Source organism: Nocardiopsis sp. N85, from assembly GCF_028882275.1.
GTDB classification, from domain to species: Bacteria; Actinomycetota; Actinomycetes; order Streptosporangiales; family Streptosporangiaceae; genus Nocardiopsis; species Nocardiopsis lambiniae.
The window spans coordinates 69,283-91,511 of record NZ_JARBUT010000007.1 but is presented as its reverse complement, the minus strand read 5'-3'; the positions used below and the strand labels follow the sequence as shown (position 1 = coordinate 91,511).

Genomic DNA, 22,229 nt, shown 5'->3' with positions numbered 1-22,229 from the left:
GCACGATGACCGTCAAGGTAGGAGTGATCGGCACCGGCTGGATCGGGGCCGAGCACATCCGGAGGATCACCACCTCGATCGGTGGTGCCGAGGTGGTCGCGGCGACCGACATCGACGCCGACCGGGCTGCCCGGGCGGTCGAGGGGACCGGTGCGCGCGTGCTGGCCGACGGTACGGAGGTGATCGCGGCCGACGACGTCGACGCGGTCGTGGTCACCTCCTGGGGGCCGGCGCACGCCGAGTCGGTGCTCGCCGCCATCGCGGAGGGCAAGCCGGTCTTCTGCGAGAAGCCGCTGGCCACCACCGCCGAGGACGCCCAGCGCATCCTCGACGCCGAGCAGCGGCACGGTTCGCGGCTGGTGCAGGTCGGCTTCATGCGGCGCTTCGACGCCGGCTACGTCCAGATGAAGGAGGTCGTCTCCTCGGGTGGGATCGGCGCCCCCCTGATGGCGCACTGCGTCCACCGCAACCCGACGGTGCCCGAGACGTACCACTCGGAGATGGCGGCGCAGGACACCGCCGTGCACGAGATCGACGTGATGCGCTGGCTGCTGGACGACGAGATCTCCGCCGTCCAGGTCATCACCCCGCGCCTGACCGGCAACCGCTTCGAGCACCTGCGCGATCCGCAGTTCATGCTCTTCGAGATGGCCGGTGGGGCACGGGTGGACCTGGAGGTGTTCGTCAACTGCCGGTACGGCTACGAGATCGGCTGCGAGGTCGTGGGTGAGGAGGGCACGGTCCGGCTCCCGGAGATCCCGGGCGTGGTCGTGCGGAACTCCGGCCACCGGAGCACCCCGGTCCTACAGGACTGGACGACGCGGTTCGCCGCCGCCTTCGACGCCGAGTTCGAGGCGTGGGTCCGGGAGGTCGCGGCGGGGACGCCGACGACCGGGCCCAATGCCTGGGACGGCTACGCCGCCACGGTCGTCACCGACGCGGCCGTGCGGTCGCTGCACTCGGGAGGGGTCGTGGAGACCGGGATCAAGGACCGGCCGGCCTTCTACGCCTGAGAGGGGTGTGAACAACGATGAAGATCGCGATCGACCCGTACATGTTCCGCGGCCTGCCGATGGCCGAGATGGTCCGGACCGTGGCGGACATGGGCTACTCGTACATCGAGCTGTCCCCGCGGGCCGAGTTCATGCCGTTCTTCCGGCACCCCCGGGCCGACGACGCACGGGTGGCCGAGCTGAGGTCCGTGCTGCGCGAGACCGGTGTGGAGCTGTCCTCGATCCTGCCGCTGTACACGTGGTCCAGTCCCGTCGAGGAGGAGCGCCGGGACGCGGTCCGCTACTGGAAGCGGATGATCGAGGTGGCGGTCGAGCTGGGCGTCACCCTGATGAACTCCGAGTTCAACGGCCGTCCGGAGAGGGCCGCCGAGAGCGAGGGGGCCTTCTGGCGGTCCATGGAGGAGCTGCTGCCGATCTTCGAGCGCGAGGGGATCGCCCTCAACCTGGAGGCGCACCCGGACGACTTCTGCGAGGAGAACGGTCCCGCCGTGGACCTGGTCCGGGCGATCAATCGGCCGTGGGTGAACTACCTGTACTGCGCTCCGCACACCTTCCACCTGTCGGGAGCCGAGCCCGGGGCGGACATCCGCGCGATGATGGAGTACGCGGGCGACAAGCTCAAGCACGTCCACATCGCCGACTCCTTCGACCACAAGGGGTCGTCGGGCCTGCGGTACATCCTCAACCCTCCGGGGACGACCGCGCGCGTCCACCAGCACCTGGACATCGGCCAGGGTGAGGTGGAGTGGGACGCGTTCTTCCAGACCCTGCGCGACCTGGACTTCGACGGGGTGGCCACGGTGTGCGTGTTCGGCTGGGAGGAGCGGGCGCGCGAGTCCTCGGAGTCCATGCTCGACCGGGTCACCAGGGAACTGGTGGCCTGACCCGGGACACCGGGGCGTCGATTCGGCGGCGTGACGCCGCCAGGGGCGCGACGGCCCCGGTCGGGCGCCGCGATCGGACCACCGGTCCGGTCGCGGCGCCCTCTTGCGTCCCTCGACCACCGGGTTCCCCGGAGGCGCTCGGCGCCGATGTTCGGGCCGCTGCGGCGCCCGGCGCCGGGGACTCCCGGTCGTACACGGTCCACGGGGGACCTCGAATCCCGGGGCGCGGGTCCGCCCTTGAGGTGGTCCGGGGACATCGGAGCGTCGTGGAGGCCGTGCCGGCGTCGCCGCGTCCGTTCCCCGTCGGGGGACGCCCTTCGATCGAGGCACGCCACATCATCCCCATTAATTCCCTTTGCATCCTTTGAGCAAGGAAGTTTAAAGTACTTTAATCAACTCCAAGGGGGAGTGGTGCGCCGGGGCCGGCGCGGAAAAGGGAGGGGTCCGCCCATGAGCGCGATCTATCGGTCCGAGGCGGGGGAGCGGGAGATCCTGCGGCGGTACCGGGAGGTGCTGGACACCTGGCCGGTGCCCGCCGAACGGGTACGACTGCCCACCCGCGAGGGCGAGACGTTCGTCCTGGTCAGCGGACCCGAGGACGCGCCGCCCGTGGTGCTGTTGCACGGATCGGGTGCCAACGGTTCCGTTTGGGCGGGGGACATCGCCTCCTGGTCCCGGAACCTGCGGGTGTACGCCGTCGACATGGTCGGCGAACCCGGGCTGAGCGCGCCTTCGCGCCCGGCTCTGGACTCCGACGCCGTCGCCCTGTGGCTGGACGACGTCATGGCGGGTCTCGGGCTGTCCCGGGCCGCCTTCGTGGGCATGTCCCTGGGCGGATGGACCGCGCTGGACCACGCGATCCGTCGCCCCGGCCGGGTCGAGCGGCTGGCACTGCTGTGCCCCGGAGGCATCGGTCGGCAGACCCCGCTGCGGCTGGCCGCCGCCCTGGCCTGGAGTCCGTTCGGTCGGTGGGGGCGGCGGCGCTCGGTGCGGGCCGTCCTGGGCCTGCACGCCCCCGAGCACGCGCCGGTGGTGGACGAGGTGACCGCGACCTTCGGGGCCTTCCTGCCGCGTACCGAGCGGCTGCCCGTGTTCTCCGACGCCGACCTGCGGGGCCTGGAGATGCCGGTGTTCGTCGTCGTGGGCGGCCGGGACCGCATGTTCGACTCCGCCCGGACCGCGCGGCGGGTGCGCGAGCACGTTCCGCGCGCCACCGTCACCGTGGTGCCCGACGCCGGGCACGCCCTCGTGGACCAAGGGCCCGCGGTGCTGGACTTCCTGCGCGCCGGGTGAACGTCAGGCGCGGTGGCGGCGTTGGTAGCGCGCGACGCGGACCCGGTTGCCGCAGCGTTCGGGGGAGCACCAGCGGTGTTCGGGGTGCGCGGGCAGGAACGACAACACGCAGTCGGGGGCCTCGCAAGCGCGCACCCGAACGCCGCCCCGAAGCGATCGCCGGGCTCATCGTGCAGAACGCCGACCTCTACGACGAGGGCCTCTCGCCCGGTGCGCGCGATTTCATCGCCCTGCGTCCCGAGCAGGCCGGGGCGCGCGAGCGGATCCTGGACCTGTTCACCGTCGCGGGCACCCGAAGCCGGTACGAGACCGGTGTCGCCGACCTCGAACATCTCGCCCCCGACGGCTGGGTGCTGGACCAGTACTTCCTGGAGTCGCCCGGTCGCGCGGACGCCCAGGCGGCGCTCGCCTTCGACTACCACTCCAACCTGGCCGCCTACCCGCGCCGGCAGGCCCACCTGCGCGCACTGGCCCCGCCGACGCCGGTGCTGTGGGGCGAGGGCGACCCCTTCTTCCCCGAGCCGGGTGCGCACGCTTACCTGCGGGACCTGCCCGAGGCCGAGGTGCACGTCTTGGACACCGGTCATTTCGCGTTGGAGGAGCGGCTTTCGGAGATGGCTCCGCTGATCACCGACTTCCTGGACCGACTCCCCGAAGGAGGGCGCAACGCCGGCGCGGGGCAGGCCCTCGCGCGATGACCCCCCGGCGACGGGGTCCGGATGATCCGGGAACGGGTCGGTTCGCCCGGCGCGGTCGCGCCGTCGAGGGTCGTCCGCTCAGTCGATCTTTTGTCCTAGGACATATCGGCGTATGATGGGGGCATGCCGGAACCGACCATCACCGGGGATTCCGCGGCCGCGATCGCCGACTCGGTACGCGACCTGATCGCGCGCGGGGAGTTGCGCCCGGGCGATGTGCTGCCCTCGGTCCGCGCGCTGGCCGCCGTGCGGGGGGTGAACCGCAACACCGTCGCGGCCGGATACGCCGCGCTGGCGGCGGCGGGGATCGTCGAGACCCGCCGCCGCGGGGGCACGGTGGTGCGCGCCCTGGTGCCCGTGGCCGGCGAAGGCGCCTCCGCGCTCGGCGACGCGGTGAACCTCGCCGACGGCAACCCCGATCCGGCGCTCCTGCCCGCACTGCCCGACCTACGGGGCTACTCGACCGTCCTGTACGGCTCGCCCGGGATCGATGAGCGACTGGGCCGCTGGGCCGAACGGCACCTGCTCCCCGACGCCGGTCCCGACGGGGCACTCGTGCTCACCCACGGAGCCGTGGACGCGGTCGAGCGCGTGCTGAGCGCGCACCTGACGCGCGGGGACGCGGTCGCCGTCGAGGACCCGTGCTTCCTGTCCAGCATCGGCACGCTCCGGCTCAACGGATACCGCCCCGTGCCCGTGCCGATCGACGAACACGGCATGACCACCGACGGACTGCGCGCGGCCCTGCGAGCGGGGGTGCGGGCGGTGGTGTGCACCCCGCGGGCGCACAACCCGACCGGGGCGAGCCTGACCGCGCGGCGCGCGGAGGAACTGCGCGCGCTCCTGGCGGCCCATCCGGAGGTGCTGGTGATCGAGGACGACCATTTCTCGGCCCTGGCCCGCACCCCCTACCGGCGCGTCACCCCCGTCGGTACGGCCCGGTGGGCGTTGGTCCGCTCGGTCTCGAAGTTCCTGGGCCCGGACATGCGTCTGGCCCTGACGGTGTGCGACCGCGACACCGCGGACCGGTTGCGGGCTCGTCCGGCGGCGGCCGCGTGGGTCAGCCACGTGCTCCAGCACCTGGTCGCCGGCGTCCTCACCCACTCCGCCACCCCGGCCCGGCTGGACCACGCCGCCCGGACGTACGCGGACCGGCGCAGGTTGTTGACCGACGCCCTGGCCGCCCACGACCTGTCCTGGTCGGAGGCGGCGGACGGCCTCAACGTGTGGATCCCCCTGGCCGGGGTCCCGGAGGCGGTCGTGGTGAACGCCCTGGCCGACCACGGGTGGGCCGTGCGCCCCGGGTCGCTGTTCACCCTGGCCCACGGGCCGGCCATCCGGGTCACCACCTCCACCCTCCTCCCCGAACACGCCGACGCCTTCGCCGCGCGGCTGGCCACCACCCTCGCCTCGATCACCTCGGAGAGTCCATGTTCACCGGCCTGAGCGCCTTCCCCTTGACCCCGCTGGACGACGACCGCTTCGACGAGCGCGCCTACGCCCGGCTCGTCACCCGCCTGGTCGAGGCCGGCGTCGACTCCATCGGCGCGCTGGGATCCACCGGCTCCTACGCCTACCTCGACCGCCGGGAGCGCGGCCGTGTGGCCCGAGCCGCCGTGCGCTCGGCGGGCGACACCCCGGTGATCGTCGGAATCGGAGCGCTGCGCACCTCCCAGGTGCGGGCCTTGGCCCAGGACGCCCAGGAGGCCGGCGCGGCCGGCGTGCTGCTGGCCCCGATGAGCTATCAGGCGCTCACCGACGACGAGGTGTTCGGACTCTACGAGGACGTCACCGCCGACCTGTCGGTGCCGCTGGTGGTCTACGACAACCCGGGCACGACGCACTTCACCTTCTCGACCGAGCTGTACGCGCGGATCGCGGGGCTGCCGAACGTGGCCGCGATCAAGATCCCCCCGGTCCCCCCGGACCCGGACGCCGCCCGTGAGCACGTCGCGGCGATCCACCGCGCGGTCCCCGAACACGTGCGCATCGGCGTCTCCGGTGACGGTGCCGCCGTCACCGGGCTGAACGCCGGCGGCCGGGTCTGGTTCTCCACGGTCGGCGGTACGGTGCCCGGCATCGTGACGCCCCTGGCCCGGGCCGCGCTCGACGGGGACCCCGCGGTCGCCGTGGCCGGGTCGAAGCGGTTGCGGCCCCTGTGGGATCTGTTCGCCGCCCACGGCAGCCTGCGGGTGACGGCGGCGATCGCCGAACACCTGGGGCTGGTCGCCCCGCACTGCCTGCCCCGCCCGGTCCTGGGGCTGGCCGCCGCCCAGCGTGAGCGGGTGGCCCGCCTGGTCGAGGAACTGCGCCTGGCGTGAGCCGCACGAACACCCGGCCCGGATGAGGGCCGCCCCCACGCCTTCGCGGCCGCCGCGCCGGCACGCTCCGCCGATGCCGGCCAGGGCGCACGGTGGCGGGTCGGGGCCCTCAGGTGAGGGTCGTATCCGGATCGGCCCGGCGAGGACCTCGGTCCCCGGGGGACAGGTGCGCCTCCAGGGAGTCCAGGACGGAGGCCAGACCGGAGCGGAAGGTCTCGCGGGCCTCCTGCTCCAGGTAGGGCTCGTCCTCTGTCTCGTTGACGAACGCGCCCGCCTCGGCCATCGCCGACAGCACCGGGAAGCGCGTCGTGAAGTCGGGGGCGACCTCCTCCAGCAGCGCCGAGCGCTCGTACCACCACTCGTCCTCGGGCACACCGGTGACCGCCTCGGCACGACGTGCCTCGGCGGCGGTCTGCACCTGGCCGCGTACCAGGTTGTGCAGGGTGCCGTAGGTGTTGCGGATACGGGCCGGAGACAGTCCGGCCCCGTGCAGGACGCCCGCCAGCGATTCGAGGAGCCGGTACTCGTTGGGGCCCAGGACCGGGCGGGCCAGCGAGACCTCCAAGGTCCACGGGTGGCGCAGGTAGAAGTCCCACAGGCGGTGCGCCCACGCCTCGGTGGCGGTGCGCCAGTCGGGGGAGTCGTCGGCCTCGGCGGCGTCGGCGGGTTCCCCGAAGGCGTGGTCGTACATCAGCTCGACGAGCTCGTTCTTGCTGGCCACGTAGGTGTAGAGGGACATGGCGGTGCGTCCCAGGCGTTCGCCGACGGCACGCATGGACAGCGCCTCCATGCCGTCGGTGTCGGCCACCGAGACGGCGGTCTCCACCACCAGGTCCACGCTGAGTTCGGGACGGCGTCCGGGGGCCGCCGGCTCCGGGCGGTCCCTCCGATCGCGCCACAGCAGGGTCATCGCCCTGCGTGCGTCCCCCTGTCCGGCGTACACGACCACGATTGTCCCCCTTATGCCATAAAATCTTTCAGGCAAATACTTTATCGCATAAGGAAACTTGGGGTACAGCGTGCGAACCGAGCATCCGGCCGACGGCCACGACAGCATCCAGGTCCGCGGGGCCAGGGAGAACAACCTCACGGGCGTCGACGTCGACATCCCCAAACGCCGCCTGACCGTGTTCACCGGCCTGTCCGGTTCGGGCAAGTCCTCACTCGTCTTCGGCACCATCGCCGCCGAGTCCCAGCGGCTCATCAACGAGACCTACACGACCTTCGTCCAGTCGTTCATGCCCAGCCCGGCCCGCCCCGAGGTGGACACGCTGCGCAACCTCAGCGCGGCGATCATCGTCGACCAGGAGCGCATGGGCGCCAACTCCCGCTCCACGGTGGGCACCGCCACCGACGCCGCCGCGATGCTGCGGATCGTCTTCAGCCGGGTGGGCACCCCGCGCCTGGAACCCTCCAGCGCGTTCAGCTTCAACAACGCCGAAGGCATGTGTCCCGAGTGCGAGGGCCTGGGCCGCGTCAACGCGATCGACGTCGACGAACTGGTCGACGCCGACCTGTCCCTGAACGAGGGCGCCATCACCGCGCCCGGGTACGGCGTGGGCACCTGGTACTGGCAGATCTTCGCGGGCTCCGGGTTGCTGGACCCCGACAAGAAGGTGCGCGACTACACCGACGGGGAGCGCCACGACCTCCTCCACCACCCCGGCACCAAGATCAAGGTGGGCACCAACAACGTCGGCTACGAGGGCCTGGTCCCCAAGATCAAGCGCACCTACCTGGTCAAGGACCGCGACAAGATGCAGGCGGGGCTGCGCGCGTTCGTGGACCGCGCCGTCACCTTCTCCACCTGTCCCGAGTGCGAGGGCACCCGCCTCAACGCCGCCGCCCGGTCGGTGAAGGTCGCCGGACGCACCATCACCGAATGCTCGGCCATGCAGATCGACGACCTGGCCGTGTTCGCCCGCTCCCTGGACGAGCCCTCCGTCAAACCCCTCCTGGACACGCTGGGGCACACCCTGGACTCCCTGGTGGAGGTCGGACTCGGGTACCTCAGCCTGGACCGGGAATCGGGCACCCTGTCGGGCGGGGAGTCCCAGCGGGTGAAGATGGTCCGCCATCTGGGCTCCAGCCTCAGCGACGTCACCTACGTGTTCGACGAGCCCACCGTCGGACTGCACCCGCACGACATCGAGCGGATGAACGGCCTGCTGCTGAGCCTGCGCGACAAGGGCAACACGGTGCTGGTGGTCGAGCACAAGCCGGAGACGATCGCCCTGGCCGACCACGTCGTGGACCTGGGGCCGGGCGCCGGTCCCGCCGGCGGTCGCATCACCTACACCGGCGACGTCGCGGGACTGCGCGCCTCGGGCACCCTCACCGGCGACCACCTGGGCCACCGGGCCCGGCTGCGCGAGGAGGTGCGCACCCCGAGCGGGGTACTGCCCATCACCGGGGCGACCTCCCACAACCTCAAGGACGTCAGCGTGGACGTCCCCCTGGGGGTGCTCACCGTGGTCACCGGCGTGGCCGGGTCGGGCAAGAGCTCCCTCATCCACGGGGCGTTGCCGGGCCGCGAGGGCGTGGTGGTCGTCGACCAGTCGCCCATCAAGGGATCACGGCGCTCCAACCCCGCCACCTACACCGGTCTGCTGGACCCGATCCGCACCGCCTTCGCCCGCGCCAACGGGGTCAGGGCGGCCCTGTTCAGCGCCAACTCCGACGGTGCCTGCCCCGAGTGCAAGGGAGCCGGGGTCATCTACACCGACCTGGCGATGATGGCCGGCGTGGCCACGACCTGTGAACAGTGCGAGGGCAGGCGGTTCCGGCCCGAGGTGCTCGTCCACGAGCTGCGCGGCCGCAACATCGCCCAGGTGCTGGCGATGTCGGTGGTGGAGGCCCGGGAGTTCTTCCCCTCCGGCAACGCCCGCGTCATCTTGGACCGTCTCCACGACGTAGGCCTGGGTTACCTGGGTCTCGGTCAGCCGCTCACCACCCTCTCGGGCGGTGAGCGCCAGCGCCTCAAGTTGGCGATCTCCATGGCCCGCCAGGGCGCGGTGTACGTGATGGACGAACCCACCAGCGGCCTGCACCTGGCCGACGTGGACCGGTTGCTGGCGCTGCTGGACCGCCTGGTGGACGACGGCAACACGGTGATCGTCATCGAGCACCACCAGGCGGTGATGGCGCACGCCGACCACATCATCGACCTGGGACCGGGCGCCGGGTACGAGGGCGGCCGGGTGGTGTTCGAGGGCTCCCCGGCGGCGCTGATCGCCGACGCCGACACCCTCACCGCCCGCCACCTGCGCACCTACCTGGGGCGATGACCCCGCTCACCCCACCCCGGAGTGGCACCGCCCCGCCCCCCGGCGGGTCCACCGTGCGGGCGTCTCGCCCACCGCTTCCCCTGCCCGGGACGCGGTGGGCGGCGACGCCCGCCGTCACGGCCGGGGACCACGTACGGAACGAGGACGTGAGCGCGGAACCGAGGGTCCCCGTTCCCCGGGCGCGCCGAGCACGAAGCGGAGGCTCACCGGGACACGACCCGGCGGGGTGGGCGAGAGGCGCGGAAAACCGACCGGTAGGCGAGGGGGCTCACGCCGACGACCCGGTGGAAGTGGCGGCGCAGCGTGGTGGCGGTGCCCATGCCGCAGCGGGCGGCGATCTGCTCGACGGTGGCGTCGGTGCTCTCCAGGAGTTCCTGGGCCAGGTGGATGCGCCGACGGTGCAACCACGCCAACGGCGTCGTCCCCGTTTCGGCCCGCATCCGCCGGACGAGCTGTCGGGAGCTCAGACCGGCCCGTCGGGCCAGGTCCTCGACGGTCAGTGGCAGGTCGAGGCGTGCGCGGGCCCACTCCAGGGCCTCGCCCAGGGTGTCGGCGGGGTGGGGGACGGCCGGTGGGGCGATGAACTGGGCCTGACCGCCCGGGCGATGGGCCGGTGCCACGAGGCGGCGGGCGAGCCCGGCGGCAGCCGCGGCCCCGTGGTCGAGGCGCACCAGGTGCAGGCACAGGTCCAGGGCCGCGGTCTTGCCCGCCGAGGTGAGGACCCGACCGTTGTCGGTGTAGAGGACGTCGGCGCGCACCTCCACGGACGGGTGGAGCCGGGCCAGCGCGTCGGCGTGCATCCAGTGCGTGGTGGCGGCCAGGCCGTCGAGCAGGCCGGCGGCGGCGAGCACGAAGGAGCCGGTGCACAGGGACACGATCCGGCTCCCGGCGTCGTGGGCCGCGCGCAGGGCCGACAGGAACGCGGGGGAGGGGTCCGCCTCGGGGAGGCGGGTCGCGGGCACGACCACGGTGTCGACCCCGACCAGGTCCGCCCACCGTCGCGCGGGAACCCCCGGCAGCGGAGGGGCGACCGCGCCGTCGGCGGTATGGGCGGTCAGCCGGTACCAGCCGCCGTCAGGGGACAGGTCGGAGCGGTCGACTCCGAAGACCTCCGCGGCGATCGCCGTCTCGTAGGGCATCGTGTGCTCGTGTACGGCGATTCCAACGGAGTGCATGTCGGAAAGTGTACGGAGGATGTCGGATCGGACGCTGGTGCGTCGCGGGCCCGGGGCGAAGGATGGACCCGTGAATGCATCGAGGAGCACATCGCGCGCACACGGACGTGTACTGGTCCACGGCGCCTACGGCCACACCGGCCGGTTCGTGATCGACGAGTTGGTGCGCCGTGGTCTGGAGCCGGTGCCGTCCGGGCGCGACGCGGAGCGGCTCGCCGAGGTGGGCCGTCGGTACCCCGGTGTCGAGGTGCGTCCGACGGGGGACGCCGAGTCGCTGGGAAGGGCGGTCGAGGGTGTGGCGGCGGTGGTCAACTGCGCCGGCCCGTTCCTGGACACCGCGGGACCGGTGGCCGCCGCGGCGGTGCGGGCCGGAGCCCACTATCTGGACGTGACCGCCGAACAGGCCTCGGTGCGGGCCACCTACCGAGAGCACGGCGATGCCGCCGCCGCGGCGGGCGTGGTGGTCCTGCCGGCGATGGCGTTCTACGGCGGTCTCGCCGACCTGCTGGCCTCCGCCGTGGTCGGTGGACGCACGGGCGGGGTGGAGGCGATCACGGTCGCCATGGGGCTGGACCGGTGGTGGCCCACCGAGGGTACGAGGATCACCGGCGAGCGCAACACGGCCCGCCGCCTGGTCGTCGCCGACGGACGGTTGGCGCCCCTGGACGCGGCGGCACCGCGCATCTGGGACTTCCCCGCCCCTCTCGGGAGACAGAAGGTGGTGGATCTCCCGTTCTCCGAGGTCATCACGATGCACCGCCATCTGGGGGCGCGACGGATCGTCTCCCATCTGAGCGAGGCGCCCCTGAACGAGCTGCGCGATCCGACCACCCCCGGGCCCGAGGCGACCGATGAGACCGGGCGGTCCGACCAGAGGTTCGCGGTCGACGTCCGGGTGCTCCTCGACGGGGTCGAGCACCGGGCCCTGGCCACCGGCCGGGACATCTACGCGGTGACCGCGCCACTGGTGGTCGAGGCGGTCGCGCGCCTGCTGGACGGCCGTTCCCACGCGGTCGGGGCCGTCGCCCCCGGGGAGGTGTTCGACGCCGCCGACTTCCTGGCGGCCCTGTCCCCCGAGCCGCTGGCGGTGGATCTGTCCGAGGTCGTCGGGGCGCCGAGAAGGTAGGCGGCACCCGGGCACCCTCCGTTCGCCGTACCGAGCCCGCGCACCACCTCGGCGGGGCCCGGCGCGGTCACGGCCCCCGCCGGACCGCACCGGGCCCCCGCACCCGCGTCCCGGCGGTGCGGGGGCGCGGGGTGTCAGGCCCGGTCGGAGCCGTCGGAGACGGCCTCGGGGGCCTCGGTCGGCTGGGACAGGGTCCGCAGGCTCTCACCGGTCAGGACGGAGTGCACGCCGACGGCCACGGCGCCGATGCTGTCCACCCCGTACTGCATACCGTCGTTGCCGTCGGTGAGGACGACGATGTCGTAGTCGCCGATCGACGTGTCCTGGAACCCGCCCATGCTGTTGATCCGCCAGGTGTCGGTGTTGTCGTAGGGCAGCCAGCCGTTCTTGTGGTAGACCCCGGCGCCCGCGGGCGCACCCGTGGGAACGCCCCAGCGCTGCGACTCGATCACGTCGCCCATGAGGCCGCGGGCGTACGCGCGCTCGTCCGCGCCGAGCACGTCGTTCTCGGTGCGGAGCACGCCGAGCAGGGTGAGCTGGTCCCGGACGTTGATCTTCATCAGCCCGGTGTACCCCTCGGGGTGGAGCTTCGTGCGGTGCATCCCCGCGAGGTCGAGGAAGCGCTGGAGGCGCTCGGGGCCCAGCTGATTGCGCAGCTCCACCGCGGAGTCGTTCCCGGACACCGTGATCATGTCGGTCGCGAGCTCCTTCTCCCGGGAGGTGAGTTCGCGCCCCTCGTCCATGGCCGTGCGCAGCAGAGCGCCGAGGATGACCACCTTGCCGGTGCTGGCGGCGTCGAACCGGTTCTTCGCGCCCAGCGCGCAGACGAGGTCCCCATCGAAGGCGGAGACCCCCACGGAGATGGTCCCTTCGCGCAGGCGGACCTCCTGTCGGATCCGCTGGTCGAGTCGTTTCGCGATCTCGGGATGCGCCTTCGAGGTGCAGATGGGCGCCCTCTTGGCCTCGGGGGCGGCGGCTGCGGTCGTGGTCGGGACGATGGCGAGGCCCGCGGCCAGCAGGGCGGTCAGCGCCACGGCCGTGGCGCGGCCGGTGTTCGTTCGGTCAGTGGACGTCATGTGTCTCCTCGGAGTGGTCGGACGGCGGGGGCGAGGGGAACCGGAGGTGGGCCCCGACCCGAGGGGCCGGGACCGCCGGGCCGGAGCGTCACGCACGGACTCCGTTCGGCGGTACGACGTTCGTTCCGATGTGCTCTTCCTTTTCCGCTCCGCTCACCGGGACCGGTGAGCGGCGAATGCGTCCGATCGTTGGTGCGGCCGCATCGGAAGACCGTTCTTCCTTCGCGTCCACTCCTCTATCGCCTTTCCCGAACGGACGGTTCTCTGATTCCACGTCTTTCTGATGGAAAAGACGCGTCGGTCGCTTCTCCCGGAACACGGGAAGCCCGTGCTCGGAGCCGAAGACGCTCGCATCCTCCACGGAGAAAGCCCGCGAAGTCAAATCCTCCCGGAGCGCGCGCACATACTCTTCTCGACGTAGCCCGAGTTCAGGGAAAGCGAACTGCCGACGCGCCGGAATGTGATGATTCGATCATGAGATCCCATCACCCGGAATGTAATATTCGATGCGCGGATATCGCGGCCTGGTCAAACGCTGTACCGGTCGGCGGAGTTCGAGATCGTCGCCGGGCGCCGGGCGCGCTCCGCGGGCCCGGTCGGGGGTGCGGCGAGAGGCGGCGGGGGTGTTCCCGGTGCGGCCGCGTGAGCGGCCGCACCGGACCTGCGAGGGGTCAGGCCGTTGGCTCCAGCAGCGCCTTGAGCCGGACCAGGCGATCGCGCCAGGACTCCTTGGCCTCGGTCGCCGACTCCGGATCGGACAACCGGGACTGTTCCACCGCCACCGAGACCCGGTCGTTCTTCCCGGCGGTGAGGTAGAGGACCACCCGGGTGCCGTCGGTCAGGTCCGCGGTGATCCGCCTGGGCGCGTTGTGCGAGAGCACCGTCAGCTCCAGGCCGTCCGCCCAGCGTTCGCGGACCGACTCCTCCAGGAACGCCGTGAAGATCTCCTCCATCGGCGCGCGGACCGTCTTGGACGCGGTGACCGAGTACCCGTCCTCGCGCTGGCCGGGGACGCGCATCCCCCGTTCCTGCTCGTAGGCCACCGTCAGCGACTGGGCCCACCAGCCCGGCACGCCCTGATCCCGCATCAGATGGGCGGCGATCTCCTTGTGGGTGCGCCCGGTGGCGCCCCAGGTGTCCAGCAGGGCGAACCACGTGTCGTAGTCACGGCCGGTGCGCTCGCGCACCGCCTCCTCCGAGACGCGGCCCCGCATCGCCGCGGTGGGCGTCCCGGCGGGGGCCTCCACCGGCGCCGCGGGCGGTTCGGGAGGTGCGGCCGGGATCAGGTGGACGCGGGCCGCCGTGTAGCTCTCACCGGTCTTGGCCATACGCGAACGCACCCGCTGCTTGAACGACTTCTGCCTGGTCATGGCGTCTCCTCGGCGACAGCGGACCGACCCACGCTCGTCCACCCCGCCGTGAGGGCGCATCAGACCGGCGTCCCGAGGACTCGAAGTCCCCTTTGCCCCCTCTCAGCCGGTGGCGTGGGCACCGGAACCGGGGGTTGGGCGCGGGACCGCGCCGACTCTCAGTTTACTCCGATCACCGGCGTTCCTCCAGACCTGTGCACGATCACGGGTGGCACACCGTCACGCCCGCCCCGATCGGGGCCGGTGCGCCCACAGGGCGTGGCCGCCCGCGCCCTCGGGCACGAACTCCTCGCTCGTCACCGCCGGCCCCCGCCACGCCCGGTGGTCGGCGGCGTCGGCCTGACCCCACCGCGTCGGAACACCACCGCCCGACCGGTCCTCGTCCACCCCGGCCCAGGACCGATTCGTTACCGAAGGCACGGCCGTCATGGTGCGGCAGGGCGTCGTGGCCGCGCCGGACCGTCTGGGATCGTCCACGCCCGTCAGGCGTAGCCGGACGGCCGAGGCCCTCGCGAGGGGATCTCCCCCTCTCCGGCCCGGGGCCCGTCCGGGGCGGCTCAGGGGCATCCCCCATGGCGGTCCGGCCGCCGGTGCTAGATTCTGGCCATGCGGTCAAAAAATGAACCGAGCGGTCAGAAACGGTCCTTCATCGAGGAGGCCCGGCGGGAGCAGATCATCGCGGCGGCCATCGAGACCATCGCCGCGGTGGGGTTCCCCCGGGCCTCCCTGGCCCGGATCGCCGCCACGGCCGGCGTCAGCAAGGGCGTCATCTCCTACCACTTCGCCGGAAAGGACGAACTCGTGGACCAGGTGGTCACCACGGTCTACACCGACATCGCGGACACGATCCTGCCCGGGATCCTGGAGCAGGAGACCGCCACCGACATCCTGCGCGCCCACGTGACGGGCGTGGCCGAGTACGCCTTGGCCCATCCGGACCGGCTGCGCACGGTGACCGAGATCTTCGTGCACGCCCGCGGCGCCGATGGGACGCCCCGCTACGGGGTGGTGGCGGCCGAACCCCTCTACGAGTCCCTGGAGGGGCTCTACCGGGAGGGGCAGCGGAACGGGGAACTGCGCGTCTTCGACCCCCGGGTCATGGCGGTCACCCAGCAGGCGGGCATCGACGCGATGTTCGGCTACTGGCTGGCACACCCCGACACCGACCTGCTCGCCCACGCCCGTGAACTCGCCGACCTGTTCGTACGAGCGATCCGACCCGACTGAACCGCGCCCCGCACCCCCGACGACGAGGACGCACCATGGCACAGCCCGCCCCACCGATCACCGAACCCGCCGGCGGCACCCGAGCCCGCCTGCACCACATCGACAACCTACGAACGGCCCTGACCGTCCTGGTCGTGCTCCACCACGCGGCGTTGACCTACGGCAACATCCCCGTGTGGTTCTACCTGGAGCCGGTGGGAGACGCCTCGGCCGGGCTGCTGGACCTGTTCGTCATCCTCAACCAGACGTACTTCATGGGTCTGTTCTTCCTGCTGGCGGGCTACTTCGTGCCAGGCTCCGCCGACCGCAGGGGAACGGGCGGGTTCGTGCGCGAACGCCTGGTCCGTCTGGGCGTGCCCTTCCTGCTCTTCGTGCTGCTCGTCCGGCCGTTGCTGATGATCGCGCCCTACCGGGAGGCGATGGCCGATGGCCTCGTCGGCGACATTCCGTTCTGGCTGTTCGCGATCGTGACCTACGACCCGGGCCCCATGTGGTTCGTGGAGGTGCTGCTGGTCTTCAGCCTGGCCTACGCGCTGCTCCGTCGGCCTCGACGCGACCCGGCCGTCCGCCCCGACGCCGACGGACGCCTGCGGTGGCTCTGGCCGGTGTTCGGGTTCACCCTCGCTTTGGCCGTGGTGTCCTTCCTGTGGCGGTGGGTCAACCCGGCCCCCTACTGGCCGGTCCTGGGCCTGCCCAGCCCGGACCACCTGCCCCAGTACGTCGTGCTGTTCACGGTGGGCGCGGTCGCCTTCCGCCGCGACTGGTCCTCCCGTCTGCCCGGAGCCGCGGGCTGGTACGGGGCGGCCACGGCCCTGGCCGCGCTGGTCTGCTTCGTGGCCGCGCAGGGGGTCCTGGGCGAGGTCGCGTTCACCCCGGGGACCCCGCAGGCGCTGGTGGCCCTGGTGCTGGAGACCTTCCTGTCGGTGGGCACGGTTCTCGCCCTGTTGGTGTTCTTCCGCCGCTTCGTCACCGGTGGCGGCCGGGCCTCCCGGTTCCTGTCCGACAACGCCTTCGCCGTGTACGTCCTGCACCCGCTGGTACTGGTCCTCGGCGGGGTGGCGCTGGCCGGCTGGGAGGCGCCCGCGCTGATCAAGTTCCTGGGCCTGGCTGCGCTGGCGGTACCGGGGTGCTGGGCGCTGGCCGCCGGGGTCCGGGCGATCCCCGGGGCCCGGCGGATCCTCTGACGCCACGGGGTCGGGGCCGCCCACCACGGGCGGCCCCGACCCCGTGCCCGGCCTCCCGTCCCTGCGGTTAGGGTGCGGAACCGAGACCCACTGGAAAGGACCCGCGTGGCCACTCAGAAGGAACGCATGCTCGCCGGCGAGCCGTACCGGTCCGACGACCCCGAGCTCCAGGCCGAGCTCATCCACGCCGCGAAACTCGCGGATCGGTTCAACACCCTCCCGGTGGACGACCCGGCCCGGCACGAGGTGCTCACCGAACTCCTCGGCGACCTGGGCGAGGACACCTGGATCCGGCCGCCGTTGTACGTCGACTTCGGCTATCACGTCAGCGTCGGCCCGCGCACGTTCGTCAACTGCGGCGCGGTGATGCTCGACGTGGCGCCGATCCGGATCGGCGCGGACGTGCAGATCGGCCCCAACGTCCAGCTCCTCACCCCCACCCACCCGATCGAACCGGGCCCGCGCCGCGACAAGTGGGAGTCGGCCGAGCCCATCACCATCGGCGACAACGTGTGGCTGGGCGGCGGCGTCATCGTCTGCCCGGGGGTCACCATCGGCGAGAACACGGTGGTGGGCGCGGGCGCGGTGGTCACCCGCGACCTGCCCGCCGGCGTGGTCGCCGTGGGCAACCCGGCCCGGGTCATCCGCGAGATCGACGCCGACTGATCCCGCCGTGCGATGGGGACCGTCCCGCTTCCGGAGGCGGTCCCCATCGCCGTCCCCGAGGTCAACCTCCGAGGCGGTCCATGTTGTCCTCGCCCCAGGCGCCCAGAGCGTTCAGCGCCGGCAGGAGGGAACGCCCGAATTCGGTGAGGGAGTACTCCACCTTGGGCGGGACCCGGTCGTGGACCTCCCGGTGCACCAGCCCGTGCGCCTCCAGCTCGCGCAACTGGAGGATGAGCACCCGTTCGCTGATCCCCTCGACCGTGCGGCGCAGCTCCCCGAAGCGCAACGGCTCCTCCTGGAGCCACCACAGGATCAGGGCCTTCCACTTGCCCCCCATGGCGTGCATCGCCGCGTCGAGTCCGCAGATGTAGGTCCGGCCGCTCATCGCCCCTCCTCACTGACAAAAAGTTCAGTACCCGTCAAAAATATCGGTACTTGCGCGCATGTTCGTGCCCGATCCAGCATGGGGATCGGCCCCGGGCGAGCACGCCGGGGGCCGGTGCGGAACGAGGGTTCCTTCGAGGGCGGGAGAACGACATGGCACAGGAACGGCGCGGCGCGGTGACCGTCATCGGACTCGGGCTCATGGGCTCGGCACTGGCGAGGGCGTTCGTCCGGGCCGGCCATCCGACGACCGTGTGGAACCGGAGCCCGGACAAGGCCGCGCCGCTGGTGGCCGAGGGCGCCCGGCACCCCGGGACGATCGAGGCGGCGGTCGCGGCGAGCCCCCTGGTGATCACGTGTCTGAGCACCTACGACGCCACCCTCGCGGCGTTGGCGCCGACGGCCGCCGGGCTGCGGGGGCGCACCCTGGTCACCCTCAACTCCGGTACCCCGGCGGGGGCGCGGCGGATGGCGGAGTGGGCGTCCGGGCACGGCGCCCGGTTCCTGGACGGAGCGGTCAAGGACGTGCCCACGGCGGTCGGGGGAGCGGACACCCTGCTGTACTACTGCGGTGACCGGGAGGTGTTCGACGAACACGGGCCGACCCTGCGGGTGCTGGGCGGCGCCACGGTCCATCTGGGGGACGAGCCCGATCTCGCCTCCCTGTACGAGACGGCGGTGGGCGTGCCCCTGCTGCCGGCCCTCCTCGGCTTCTTCGAGGGTGCCGCCCTGATGCGCCGACGCGGACTGACGGCGGGCGCCCTGGTGCCCTACTCCGTCAGGTGGCTGGAGATGATCGCCTCGATCCTGCCCCTTCTCGCGGAGGAGATCGACGCCGGTCACTACACCGACCCGATCTCCACGGTGAACACCTTCCACGTGGGGATCCCCGAGGCCCGGCTCGCGGCCGAGGAGGCCGGGGTGGACGCCACCTGGCGGGCGGCCATGGACGACCTGCTCGAACGGGCGGTCGCGGAAGGGCTCGGCGAGCGGAGCATAGCGACGCTGTACGAACTGCTCGCAGGGCCCGCGCCGAGGCCCTGACACGGAACGGATCCGTCCCCCGGTGTGGCGCCACCGGGGGACGGGGTCGAGGATCCTCAGCGGACGGTCGAGGGTTCGTCGGTGGCGAACTGGGTGCGGTACAGCTCCGCGTAGCGTCCGCCCCGGGCCAGCAGCTCGGCGTGTCGGCCGCGTTCCACGATGTGCCCCTCCTCCACGACCAGGATGGTGTCGGCGGCGCGGACCGTGGCCAGCCGGTGGGCGATCACCAGGGCGGTGCGTCCCTCCAGCGCCTCGGCGAGGGCGGCCTGGACGGCGACCTCGGAGGTGGAGTCCAGGGCGGAGGTGGCCTCGTCGAGGATGACCACCTCAGGCCCGGTGATCAGCAGGCGGGCGATGGTCAGGCGTTGGCGTTCCCCGCCGGAGAAACGGTACCCGCGCTCGCCCACGACGGTGTCCAGGCCGTCGGGCAGCGAGGCGACGAGGTCGGCCAGGCGGGCACGGCGCAGGGCGTCCCAGATCTCCTCCTCGGTGGCGTCGGTGCGGCCCAGGGTCAGGTTGGCTCGGATGGACTCGTGGAACAGGTGCCCGTCCTGGGTGACCATGCCCAAGGTGGCGCGGATCGACGCGAAGGACAGTTCGCGCACGTCCCGTCCGCCCAGGCGGACGGTCCCGGAGTCGGTGTCGTACAGGCGCGGGGCGAGCTGGGCGATCGTGGACTTGCCGGCGCCGGAGGACCCGACCAGGGCGACGGTGCTGCCCGGCTCGACGGTGAAGGAGATGTCGTGCAGCACCCGGCGCCCTTCGGCGGGGTCCAGGGTGGCGACCTCCTCCAGGGAGGCCAGCGACACCTTGTCGGCGGAGGGGTAGGAGAAGGAGACCCGGTCGAACTCCAACGACACCGGCCCTTCGGGGAGGGTGTCGGCGTCGGGGGCCTCGCGCACCAACGGCCGCAGGTCCAGGATCTCGAAGACCCGGCTGAAGGCGACCAGGGCGCTCATGACCTCCACCCGCGCCCCGGCCAGCTCGGTCAGCGGCGCGTACAGGCGGGTCAGGAGCATGCCCATGGCCACGACCGTGCCGGCGTCCAGGTTCCCGGCCAGGGCGTGGAATCCGCCCAGGCCGTAGACCAGGGCCAGGGCGAGCGCGGAGACGAGGGTCAGGGCGGTGAAGAACACCTCTTGGACCATGGCGGTGCGCACGCCGATGTCGCGGACGCGGTCGGCGCGGCGGGCGAACTCGGCGGATTCGTGTTCGGGGGAGCCGAAGAGCTTGACCAGGGTGGCGCCGGGGGCGGAGAAGCGTTCGGTCATCTGCGTGCTCATGGCGGAGTTGTGCTGGGTGCGCTCGCGTTCGATGCGGGCCAGACGGGAGCCCATGAGGCGGGCGGGGTAGACGAACACGGGCAGCAGCACCAGGGCGGCCAGGGTGATCCACCAGGACAGGGTGAGCATCACGACCAGCGCGAGCACGAGGGTGACCAGGTTGCTCACGACCCCGGACAGGACACTGCTGAAGGCCCGTTGGGCGCCGATGACGTCGTTGTTGAGCCGGCTGATCAGGGCGCCGGTACGGGTGCGGGTGAAGAAGGCGACCGGCATGCGCTGCACGTGGTCGTAGACGGTGGTGCGCAGGTCCAGGATGAGGCTTTCGCCGAGGCCGGCCGACAGGCGGCGCACGATGAGGTTCAGGCCGGCCTCGACCAGGGCGACGACGGCGATGGCGCCGGCCAGGAGGAGAACGGTCTCGGGGGCGCCACCGGTGACGATGGTGTTCACGACCCGGCCGGCCAACAGCGGGGCGGCCAGCGCCAGGACGGCGACGACCACGCTCAGGGCCAGGAACCAGGCGAGGACGCGACCGTGGGGTCGGGCGAAGGTGGCGATACGGCGTAGTACCGGAAGGGAGAAGGGGTTTTGTTCCTCACGGGCGTGCATGGCGTGGTAGATCGAGTTCCACGCGGCCATCTCCATGCTCATGGCGGTCACCGGTTCCGGTCGGGGTGGGCGGTCACCGACAACGTTATGACCTCAATATTAGTTGAGGTCAATGATCCGGACGGCGGGTCGGGCTCAGTCGAGGGACACCACGAGCCCATCCAGGACGCCGGTGAGCCAGAGTCCGTGGCGCAGGACCAGGAGACCGACGATGCCCACCATCCAGGGAAGCGCCGCGCGCCCGCCGGACTCGACCTTGGCCCGCCACTTCTCCAAGCGGGGGCGCAGCCGTTCGCCGTGGGTCCGGTGGGCCAGGTAGAGCAGGATCGGCGGCAGCACCATGACCACGTTGTAGGCGGCCAGCGTCGGCACCCAGGCGACGGGGGAGAGGCCGGCGGTGGTCATGATGCCGATCGCGCCGAAGTAGGGGATGGCCGTGCCGCCCTCCAGCAGGCCGGTTCCCAATCCCAGGGCGACCATCGCCCCGGTGCGCAGGGACGTGGGGCGCCGGGGTCGGGGCTCGGTGGACATGAAGAGCGAGTACCCGAGCGCCGCGCCGCCCAGCACCACCATCACCCGGCCCAGGGTGGCGGAGTCGATCAGATCACCGACACCGTCCAGGGCGAGACCGAGGCCGAGCATGAGCGCGCAGCCCAGGGCGAAATAGAACCCGGCGACGGTGCCCAGGTAGACGAACAGGGGTCGGGCCACCGGGTTCGATCCGCCGAGCAGCACGTAAAGGGAGACGCCGATGACGGCGGGGCTGAGGGTGTCCAGCAGTGCCAGTCCGGCGACCGGAAGCAGAACGTCCAAGGGTGGCACGGGGAGGGGCTCCTTTTTTATCACGGGTGTGCGAAAACAAAATAGCACGGGTGCGCTAGAAAAGGGGTGTGCCGAAGATCGTCGATCACGAGCAACGCCGCCGCGAACTGGCCGACGCCCTGTGGCGGATCGTCGCCGCCGAGGGTCCCGCAGGGGTGTCCATCCGCTCCGTCGCGGCCGAGGCCGGGTGGTCACCGGGGGCGCTGCGCCACTACTTCCCCACCCGCGAGGAACTCCTGCTGTTCGCGATGGACCTCTCCGAGGCCCGGGCCGTGGAACGCATCTCCGGCCTGAACGCACTCCTGGACCCCGACCTGCCCCTGCTGGAGCGGGTGGCCGTCTACGCCGAGCAGCTCCTGCCCCTGGACGACGTCCGCCGGGCCGAGTACCGCGCCTGGGAGTCGGCCGGAATCCTCAAGGAGCACGACCGTGACCGGGATCGCCGCTGGCAGCAGCAGCGCGGCCTGTACCGCCGCCTGGTCTCGGCCCTGACCTGGGCCGACGTCGGCGATCCCGAGCGTCCCCATGACGACCCGTGGGTGGAGGAGTGGTCCTCCCACCTGCACACCATCGTGGACGGGCTCGCCCTCCAGCTGATGGTCACCCCGGGCATGACCGACGCCCAGGACTGCCGCCACCGGTTGCGCGCCTTCCTGGCCCGGGTGGTCGAGGCGGCCGGACACCGCGCGGGAGAGAACGGCCGGAACATCACCTGAGAGCCGATCGTTCACCCTTCGTCCTCGGGATCCGGTTTCCGAGTACCC

The 22,229-nt window shown here is 71.9% G+C and carries 22 protein-coding genes; 13 read left to right on the top strand and 9 right to left on the bottom strand.

The genetic code is table 11. From position 1 onward, the window contains the following. Window positions 1–5: 5 nt before the first annotated feature. The 3 genes from PWG71_RS11915 to PWG71_RS11905 all read left to right on the top strand — a co-directional run bounded on the left by PWG71_RS11915 (window position 6) and on the right by PWG71_RS11905 (window position 3,190). Window positions 6–1,013 carry a Gfo/Idh/MocA family protein gene (locus tag PWG71_RS11915; protein ID WP_274809744.1) on the top strand — a complete coding sequence of 336 codons (1,008 nt, stop codon included), beginning with the start codon at window positions 6–8 and terminating at the stop codon, window positions 1,011–1,013. A 17-nt stretch (window positions 1,014–1,030) separates the two neighbouring features. Continuing rightward, window positions 1,031–1,897 (top strand): sugar phosphate isomerase/epimerase family protein, encoded by an 867-nt coding sequence (locus PWG71_RS11910; protein WP_274809743.1) that lies wholly within the window; start codon window positions 1,031–1,033, stop codon window positions 1,895–1,897. A gap of 450 nt (window positions 1,898–2,347) precedes the next feature. Then, entirely contained in the window at window positions 2,348–3,190 is an 843-nt protein-coding gene (locus PWG71_RS11905; protein ID WP_274809742.1) for an alpha/beta fold hydrolase, read from the top strand. A gap of 3 nt (window positions 3,191–3,193) precedes the next feature. Here PWG71_RS11905 and PWG71_RS11900 read toward each other — a convergent pair whose 3' ends face one another. Next, window positions 3,194–3,325, bottom strand: coding sequence for a CGNR zinc finger domain-containing protein (locus PWG71_RS11900; RefSeq protein WP_274809741.1), 132 nt, complete (start codon window positions 3,323–3,325; stop codon window positions 3,194–3,196). A gap of 35 nt (window positions 3,326–3,360) precedes the next feature. On the opposite strand from PWG71_RS11900, the gene PWG71_RS11895 reads away from it, so the two are divergent. The 3 genes from PWG71_RS11895 (at window position 3,361) to PWG71_RS11885 (ending at window position 6,209) form a co-directional block, all read left to right on the top strand. Next, a complete protein-coding gene (locus tag PWG71_RS11895; RefSeq protein WP_274809740.1) occupies window positions 3,361–3,888 on the top strand; it encodes an alpha/beta fold hydrolase in 528 nt (175 codons plus the stop codon). A gap of 123 nt (window positions 3,889–4,011) precedes the next feature. Continuing rightward, window positions 4,012–5,334 (top strand): aminotransferase class I/II-fold pyridoxal phosphate-dependent enzyme, encoded by a 1,323-nt coding sequence (locus PWG71_RS11890; protein WP_274809739.1) that lies wholly within the window; start codon window positions 4,012–4,014, stop codon window positions 5,332–5,334. Beyond that, entirely contained in the window at window positions 5,319–6,209 is an 891-nt protein-coding gene (locus PWG71_RS11885) for a dihydrodipicolinate synthase family protein (protein WP_274809738.1), read from the top strand. The genes PWG71_RS11890 and PWG71_RS11885 overlap by 16 nt, the downstream gene beginning before the upstream one ends. 109 nt (window positions 6,210–6,318) lie before the next feature. Here PWG71_RS11885 and PWG71_RS11880 read toward each other — a convergent pair whose 3' ends face one another. Then, complete coding sequence (locus PWG71_RS11880; RefSeq protein WP_274809737.1) at window positions 6,319–7,158, bottom strand: TetR/AcrR family transcriptional regulator; 840 nt, start codon at window positions 7,156–7,158, stop codon at window positions 6,319–6,321. Window positions 7,159–7,228: 70 nt separating this feature from the next. On the opposite strand from PWG71_RS11880, the gene PWG71_RS11875 reads away from it, so the two are divergent. Then, window positions 7,229–9,496 (top strand): excinuclease ABC subunit UvrA, encoded by a 2,268-nt coding sequence (locus PWG71_RS11875; RefSeq protein ID WP_274809736.1) that lies wholly within the window; start codon window positions 7,229–7,231, stop codon window positions 9,494–9,496. A 203-nt stretch (window positions 9,497–9,699) separates the two neighbouring features. Here the strand turns inward: PWG71_RS11875 and PWG71_RS11870 are convergent, their stop codons facing one another. Then, entirely contained in the window at window positions 9,700–10,671 is a 972-nt protein-coding gene (locus tag PWG71_RS11870; protein WP_274809735.1) for a GlxA family transcriptional regulator, read from the bottom strand. A 70-nt stretch (window positions 10,672–10,741) separates the two neighbouring features. Between PWG71_RS11870 and PWG71_RS11865 the strand changes: the two genes are divergently transcribed. Further along, complete coding sequence (locus PWG71_RS11865; protein ID WP_274809734.1) at window positions 10,742–11,797, top strand: saccharopine dehydrogenase NADP-binding domain-containing protein; 1,056 nt, start codon at window positions 10,742–10,744, stop codon at window positions 11,795–11,797. A 134-nt stretch (window positions 11,798–11,931) separates the two neighbouring features. On the opposite strand, the gene PWG71_RS11860 is transcribed toward PWG71_RS11865, so the two are convergent. From PWG71_RS11860 to PWG71_RS11850, 3 genes are all read right to left on the bottom strand, one after another. After that, window positions 11,932–12,873, bottom strand: a complete 942-nt coding sequence (locus PWG71_RS11860) for a serine hydrolase (RefSeq protein ID WP_274809733.1) — start codon at window positions 12,871–12,873, stop codon at window positions 11,932–11,934. 671 nt (window positions 12,874–13,544) lie between these two features. Further along, the gene (locus PWG71_RS11855; RefSeq protein ID WP_274809732.1) at window positions 13,545–14,243 is read right to left on the bottom strand and encodes a hypothetical protein; all 699 of its coding nucleotides are present in this window, start codon (window positions 14,241–14,243) and stop codon (window positions 13,545–13,547) included. A gap of 219 nt (window positions 14,244–14,462) precedes the next feature. Then, window positions 14,463–14,663: a hypothetical protein gene (locus tag PWG71_RS11850; RefSeq protein WP_274809731.1), complete on the bottom strand. Its 201-nt coding sequence runs from the start codon at window positions 14,661–14,663 to the stop codon at window positions 14,463–14,465. Between the two features lie 186 nt (window positions 14,664–14,849). Between PWG71_RS11850 and PWG71_RS11845 the strand changes: the two genes are divergently transcribed. The 3 genes from PWG71_RS11845 (at window position 14,850) to PWG71_RS11835 (ending at window position 17,320) form a co-directional block, all read left to right on the top strand. Next, on the top strand, window positions 14,850–15,470 hold the full coding sequence (locus PWG71_RS11845; RefSeq protein ID WP_274809730.1) for a TetR/AcrR family transcriptional regulator: 621 nt from the start codon (window positions 14,850–14,852) through the stop codon (window positions 15,468–15,470). Between the two features lie 35 nt (window positions 15,471–15,505). Next, entirely contained in the window at window positions 15,506–16,654 is a 1,149-nt protein-coding gene (locus tag PWG71_RS11840) for an acyltransferase family protein (RefSeq protein ID WP_274809729.1), read from the top strand. A 126-nt stretch (window positions 16,655–16,780) separates the two neighbouring features. Then, the gene (locus PWG71_RS11835; protein ID WP_274809935.1) at window positions 16,781–17,320 is read left to right on the top strand and encodes a sugar O-acetyltransferase; all 540 of its coding nucleotides are present in this window, start codon (window positions 16,781–16,783) and stop codon (window positions 17,318–17,320) included. Between the two features lie 61 nt (window positions 17,321–17,381). Here PWG71_RS11835 and PWG71_RS11830 read toward each other — a convergent pair whose 3' ends face one another. Continuing rightward, window positions 17,382–17,705, bottom strand: coding sequence for a winged helix-turn-helix transcriptional regulator (locus PWG71_RS11830; protein ID WP_274809728.1), 324 nt, complete (start codon window positions 17,703–17,705; stop codon window positions 17,382–17,384). Window positions 17,706–17,857: 152 nt separating this feature from the next. Between PWG71_RS11830 and PWG71_RS11825 the strand changes: the two genes are divergently transcribed. Continuing rightward, window positions 17,858–18,748: an NAD(P)-dependent oxidoreductase gene (locus tag PWG71_RS11825; protein WP_274809727.1), complete on the top strand. Its 891-nt coding sequence runs from the start codon at window positions 17,858–17,860 to the stop codon at window positions 18,746–18,748. 56 nt (window positions 18,749–18,804) lie between these two features. Here the strand turns inward: PWG71_RS11825 and PWG71_RS11820 are convergent, their stop codons facing one another. Both PWG71_RS11820 and PWG71_RS11815 read right to left on the bottom strand, forming a co-directional pair. After that, the gene (locus PWG71_RS11820; protein ID WP_274809726.1) at window positions 18,805–20,685 is read right to left on the bottom strand and encodes an ABC transporter ATP-binding protein; all 1,881 of its coding nucleotides are present in this window, start codon (window positions 20,683–20,685) and stop codon (window positions 18,805–18,807) included. A 93-nt stretch (window positions 20,686–20,778) separates the two neighbouring features. Beyond that, on the bottom strand, window positions 20,779–21,465 hold the full coding sequence (locus PWG71_RS11815) for a GAP family protein (protein WP_274809725.1): 687 nt from the start codon (window positions 21,463–21,465) through the stop codon (window positions 20,779–20,781). A gap of 68 nt (window positions 21,466–21,533) precedes the next feature. Here PWG71_RS11815 and PWG71_RS11810 point away from each other — a divergent pair, with 68 nt between their 5' ends. Then, window positions 21,534–22,181, top strand: a complete 648-nt coding sequence (locus PWG71_RS11810) for a TetR/AcrR family transcriptional regulator (protein ID WP_274809724.1) — start codon at window positions 21,534–21,536, stop codon at window positions 22,179–22,181. The last annotated feature ends 48 nt before the right edge of the window (window positions 22,182–22,229 follow it).

Coding starts and splice junctions, on each gene's coding strand:
- PWG71_RS11915 (WP_274809744.1), top strand. CDS start 6: ATGACCGTCAAGGTAGGAGTGATCGGCACCGGCTGGATCGGGGCCGAG.
- PWG71_RS11910 (WP_274809743.1), top strand. CDS start 1,031: ATGAAGATCGCGATCGACCCGTACATGTTCCGCGGCCTGCCGATGGCC.
- PWG71_RS11905 (WP_274809742.1), top strand. CDS start 2,348: ATGAGCGCGATCTATCGGTCCGAGGCGGGGGAGCGGGAGATCCTGCGG.
- PWG71_RS11890 (WP_274809739.1), top strand. CDS start 4,012: ATGCCGGAACCGACCATCACCGGGGATTCCGCGGCCGCGATCGCCGAC.
- PWG71_RS11885 (WP_274809738.1), top strand. CDS start 5,319: ATGTTCACCGGCCTGAGCGCCTTCCCCTTGACCCCGCTGGACGACGAC.
- PWG71_RS11870 (WP_274809735.1), bottom strand. CDS start 10,671: ATGCACTCCGTTGGAATCGCCGTACACGAGCACACGATGCCCTACGAG.
- PWG71_RS11860 (WP_274809733.1), bottom strand. CDS start 12,873: ATGACGTCCACTGACCGAACGAACACCGGCCGCGCCACGGCCGTGGCG.
- PWG71_RS11855 (WP_274809732.1), bottom strand. CDS start 14,243: ATGACCAGGCAGAAGTCGTTCAAGCAGCGGGTGCGTTCGCGTATGGCC.
- PWG71_RS11845 (WP_274809730.1), top strand. CDS start 14,850: ATGCGGTCAAAAAATGAACCGAGCGGTCAGAAACGGTCCTTCATCGAG.
- PWG71_RS11840 (WP_274809729.1), top strand. CDS start 15,506: ATGGCACAGCCCGCCCCACCGATCACCGAACCCGCCGGCGGCACCCGA.
- PWG71_RS11835 (WP_274809935.1), top strand. CDS start 16,781: ATGCTCGCCGGCGAGCCGTACCGGTCCGACGACCCCGAGCTCCAGGCC.
- PWG71_RS11830 (WP_274809728.1), bottom strand. CDS start 17,705: ATGAGCGGCCGGACCTACATCTGCGGACTCGACGCGGCGATGCACGCC.
- PWG71_RS11825 (WP_274809727.1), top strand. CDS start 17,858: ATGGCACAGGAACGGCGCGGCGCGGTGACCGTCATCGGACTCGGGCTC.
- PWG71_RS11820 (WP_274809726.1), bottom strand. CDS start 20,685: ATGAGCATGGAGATGGCCGCGTGGAACTCGATCTACCACGCCATGCAC.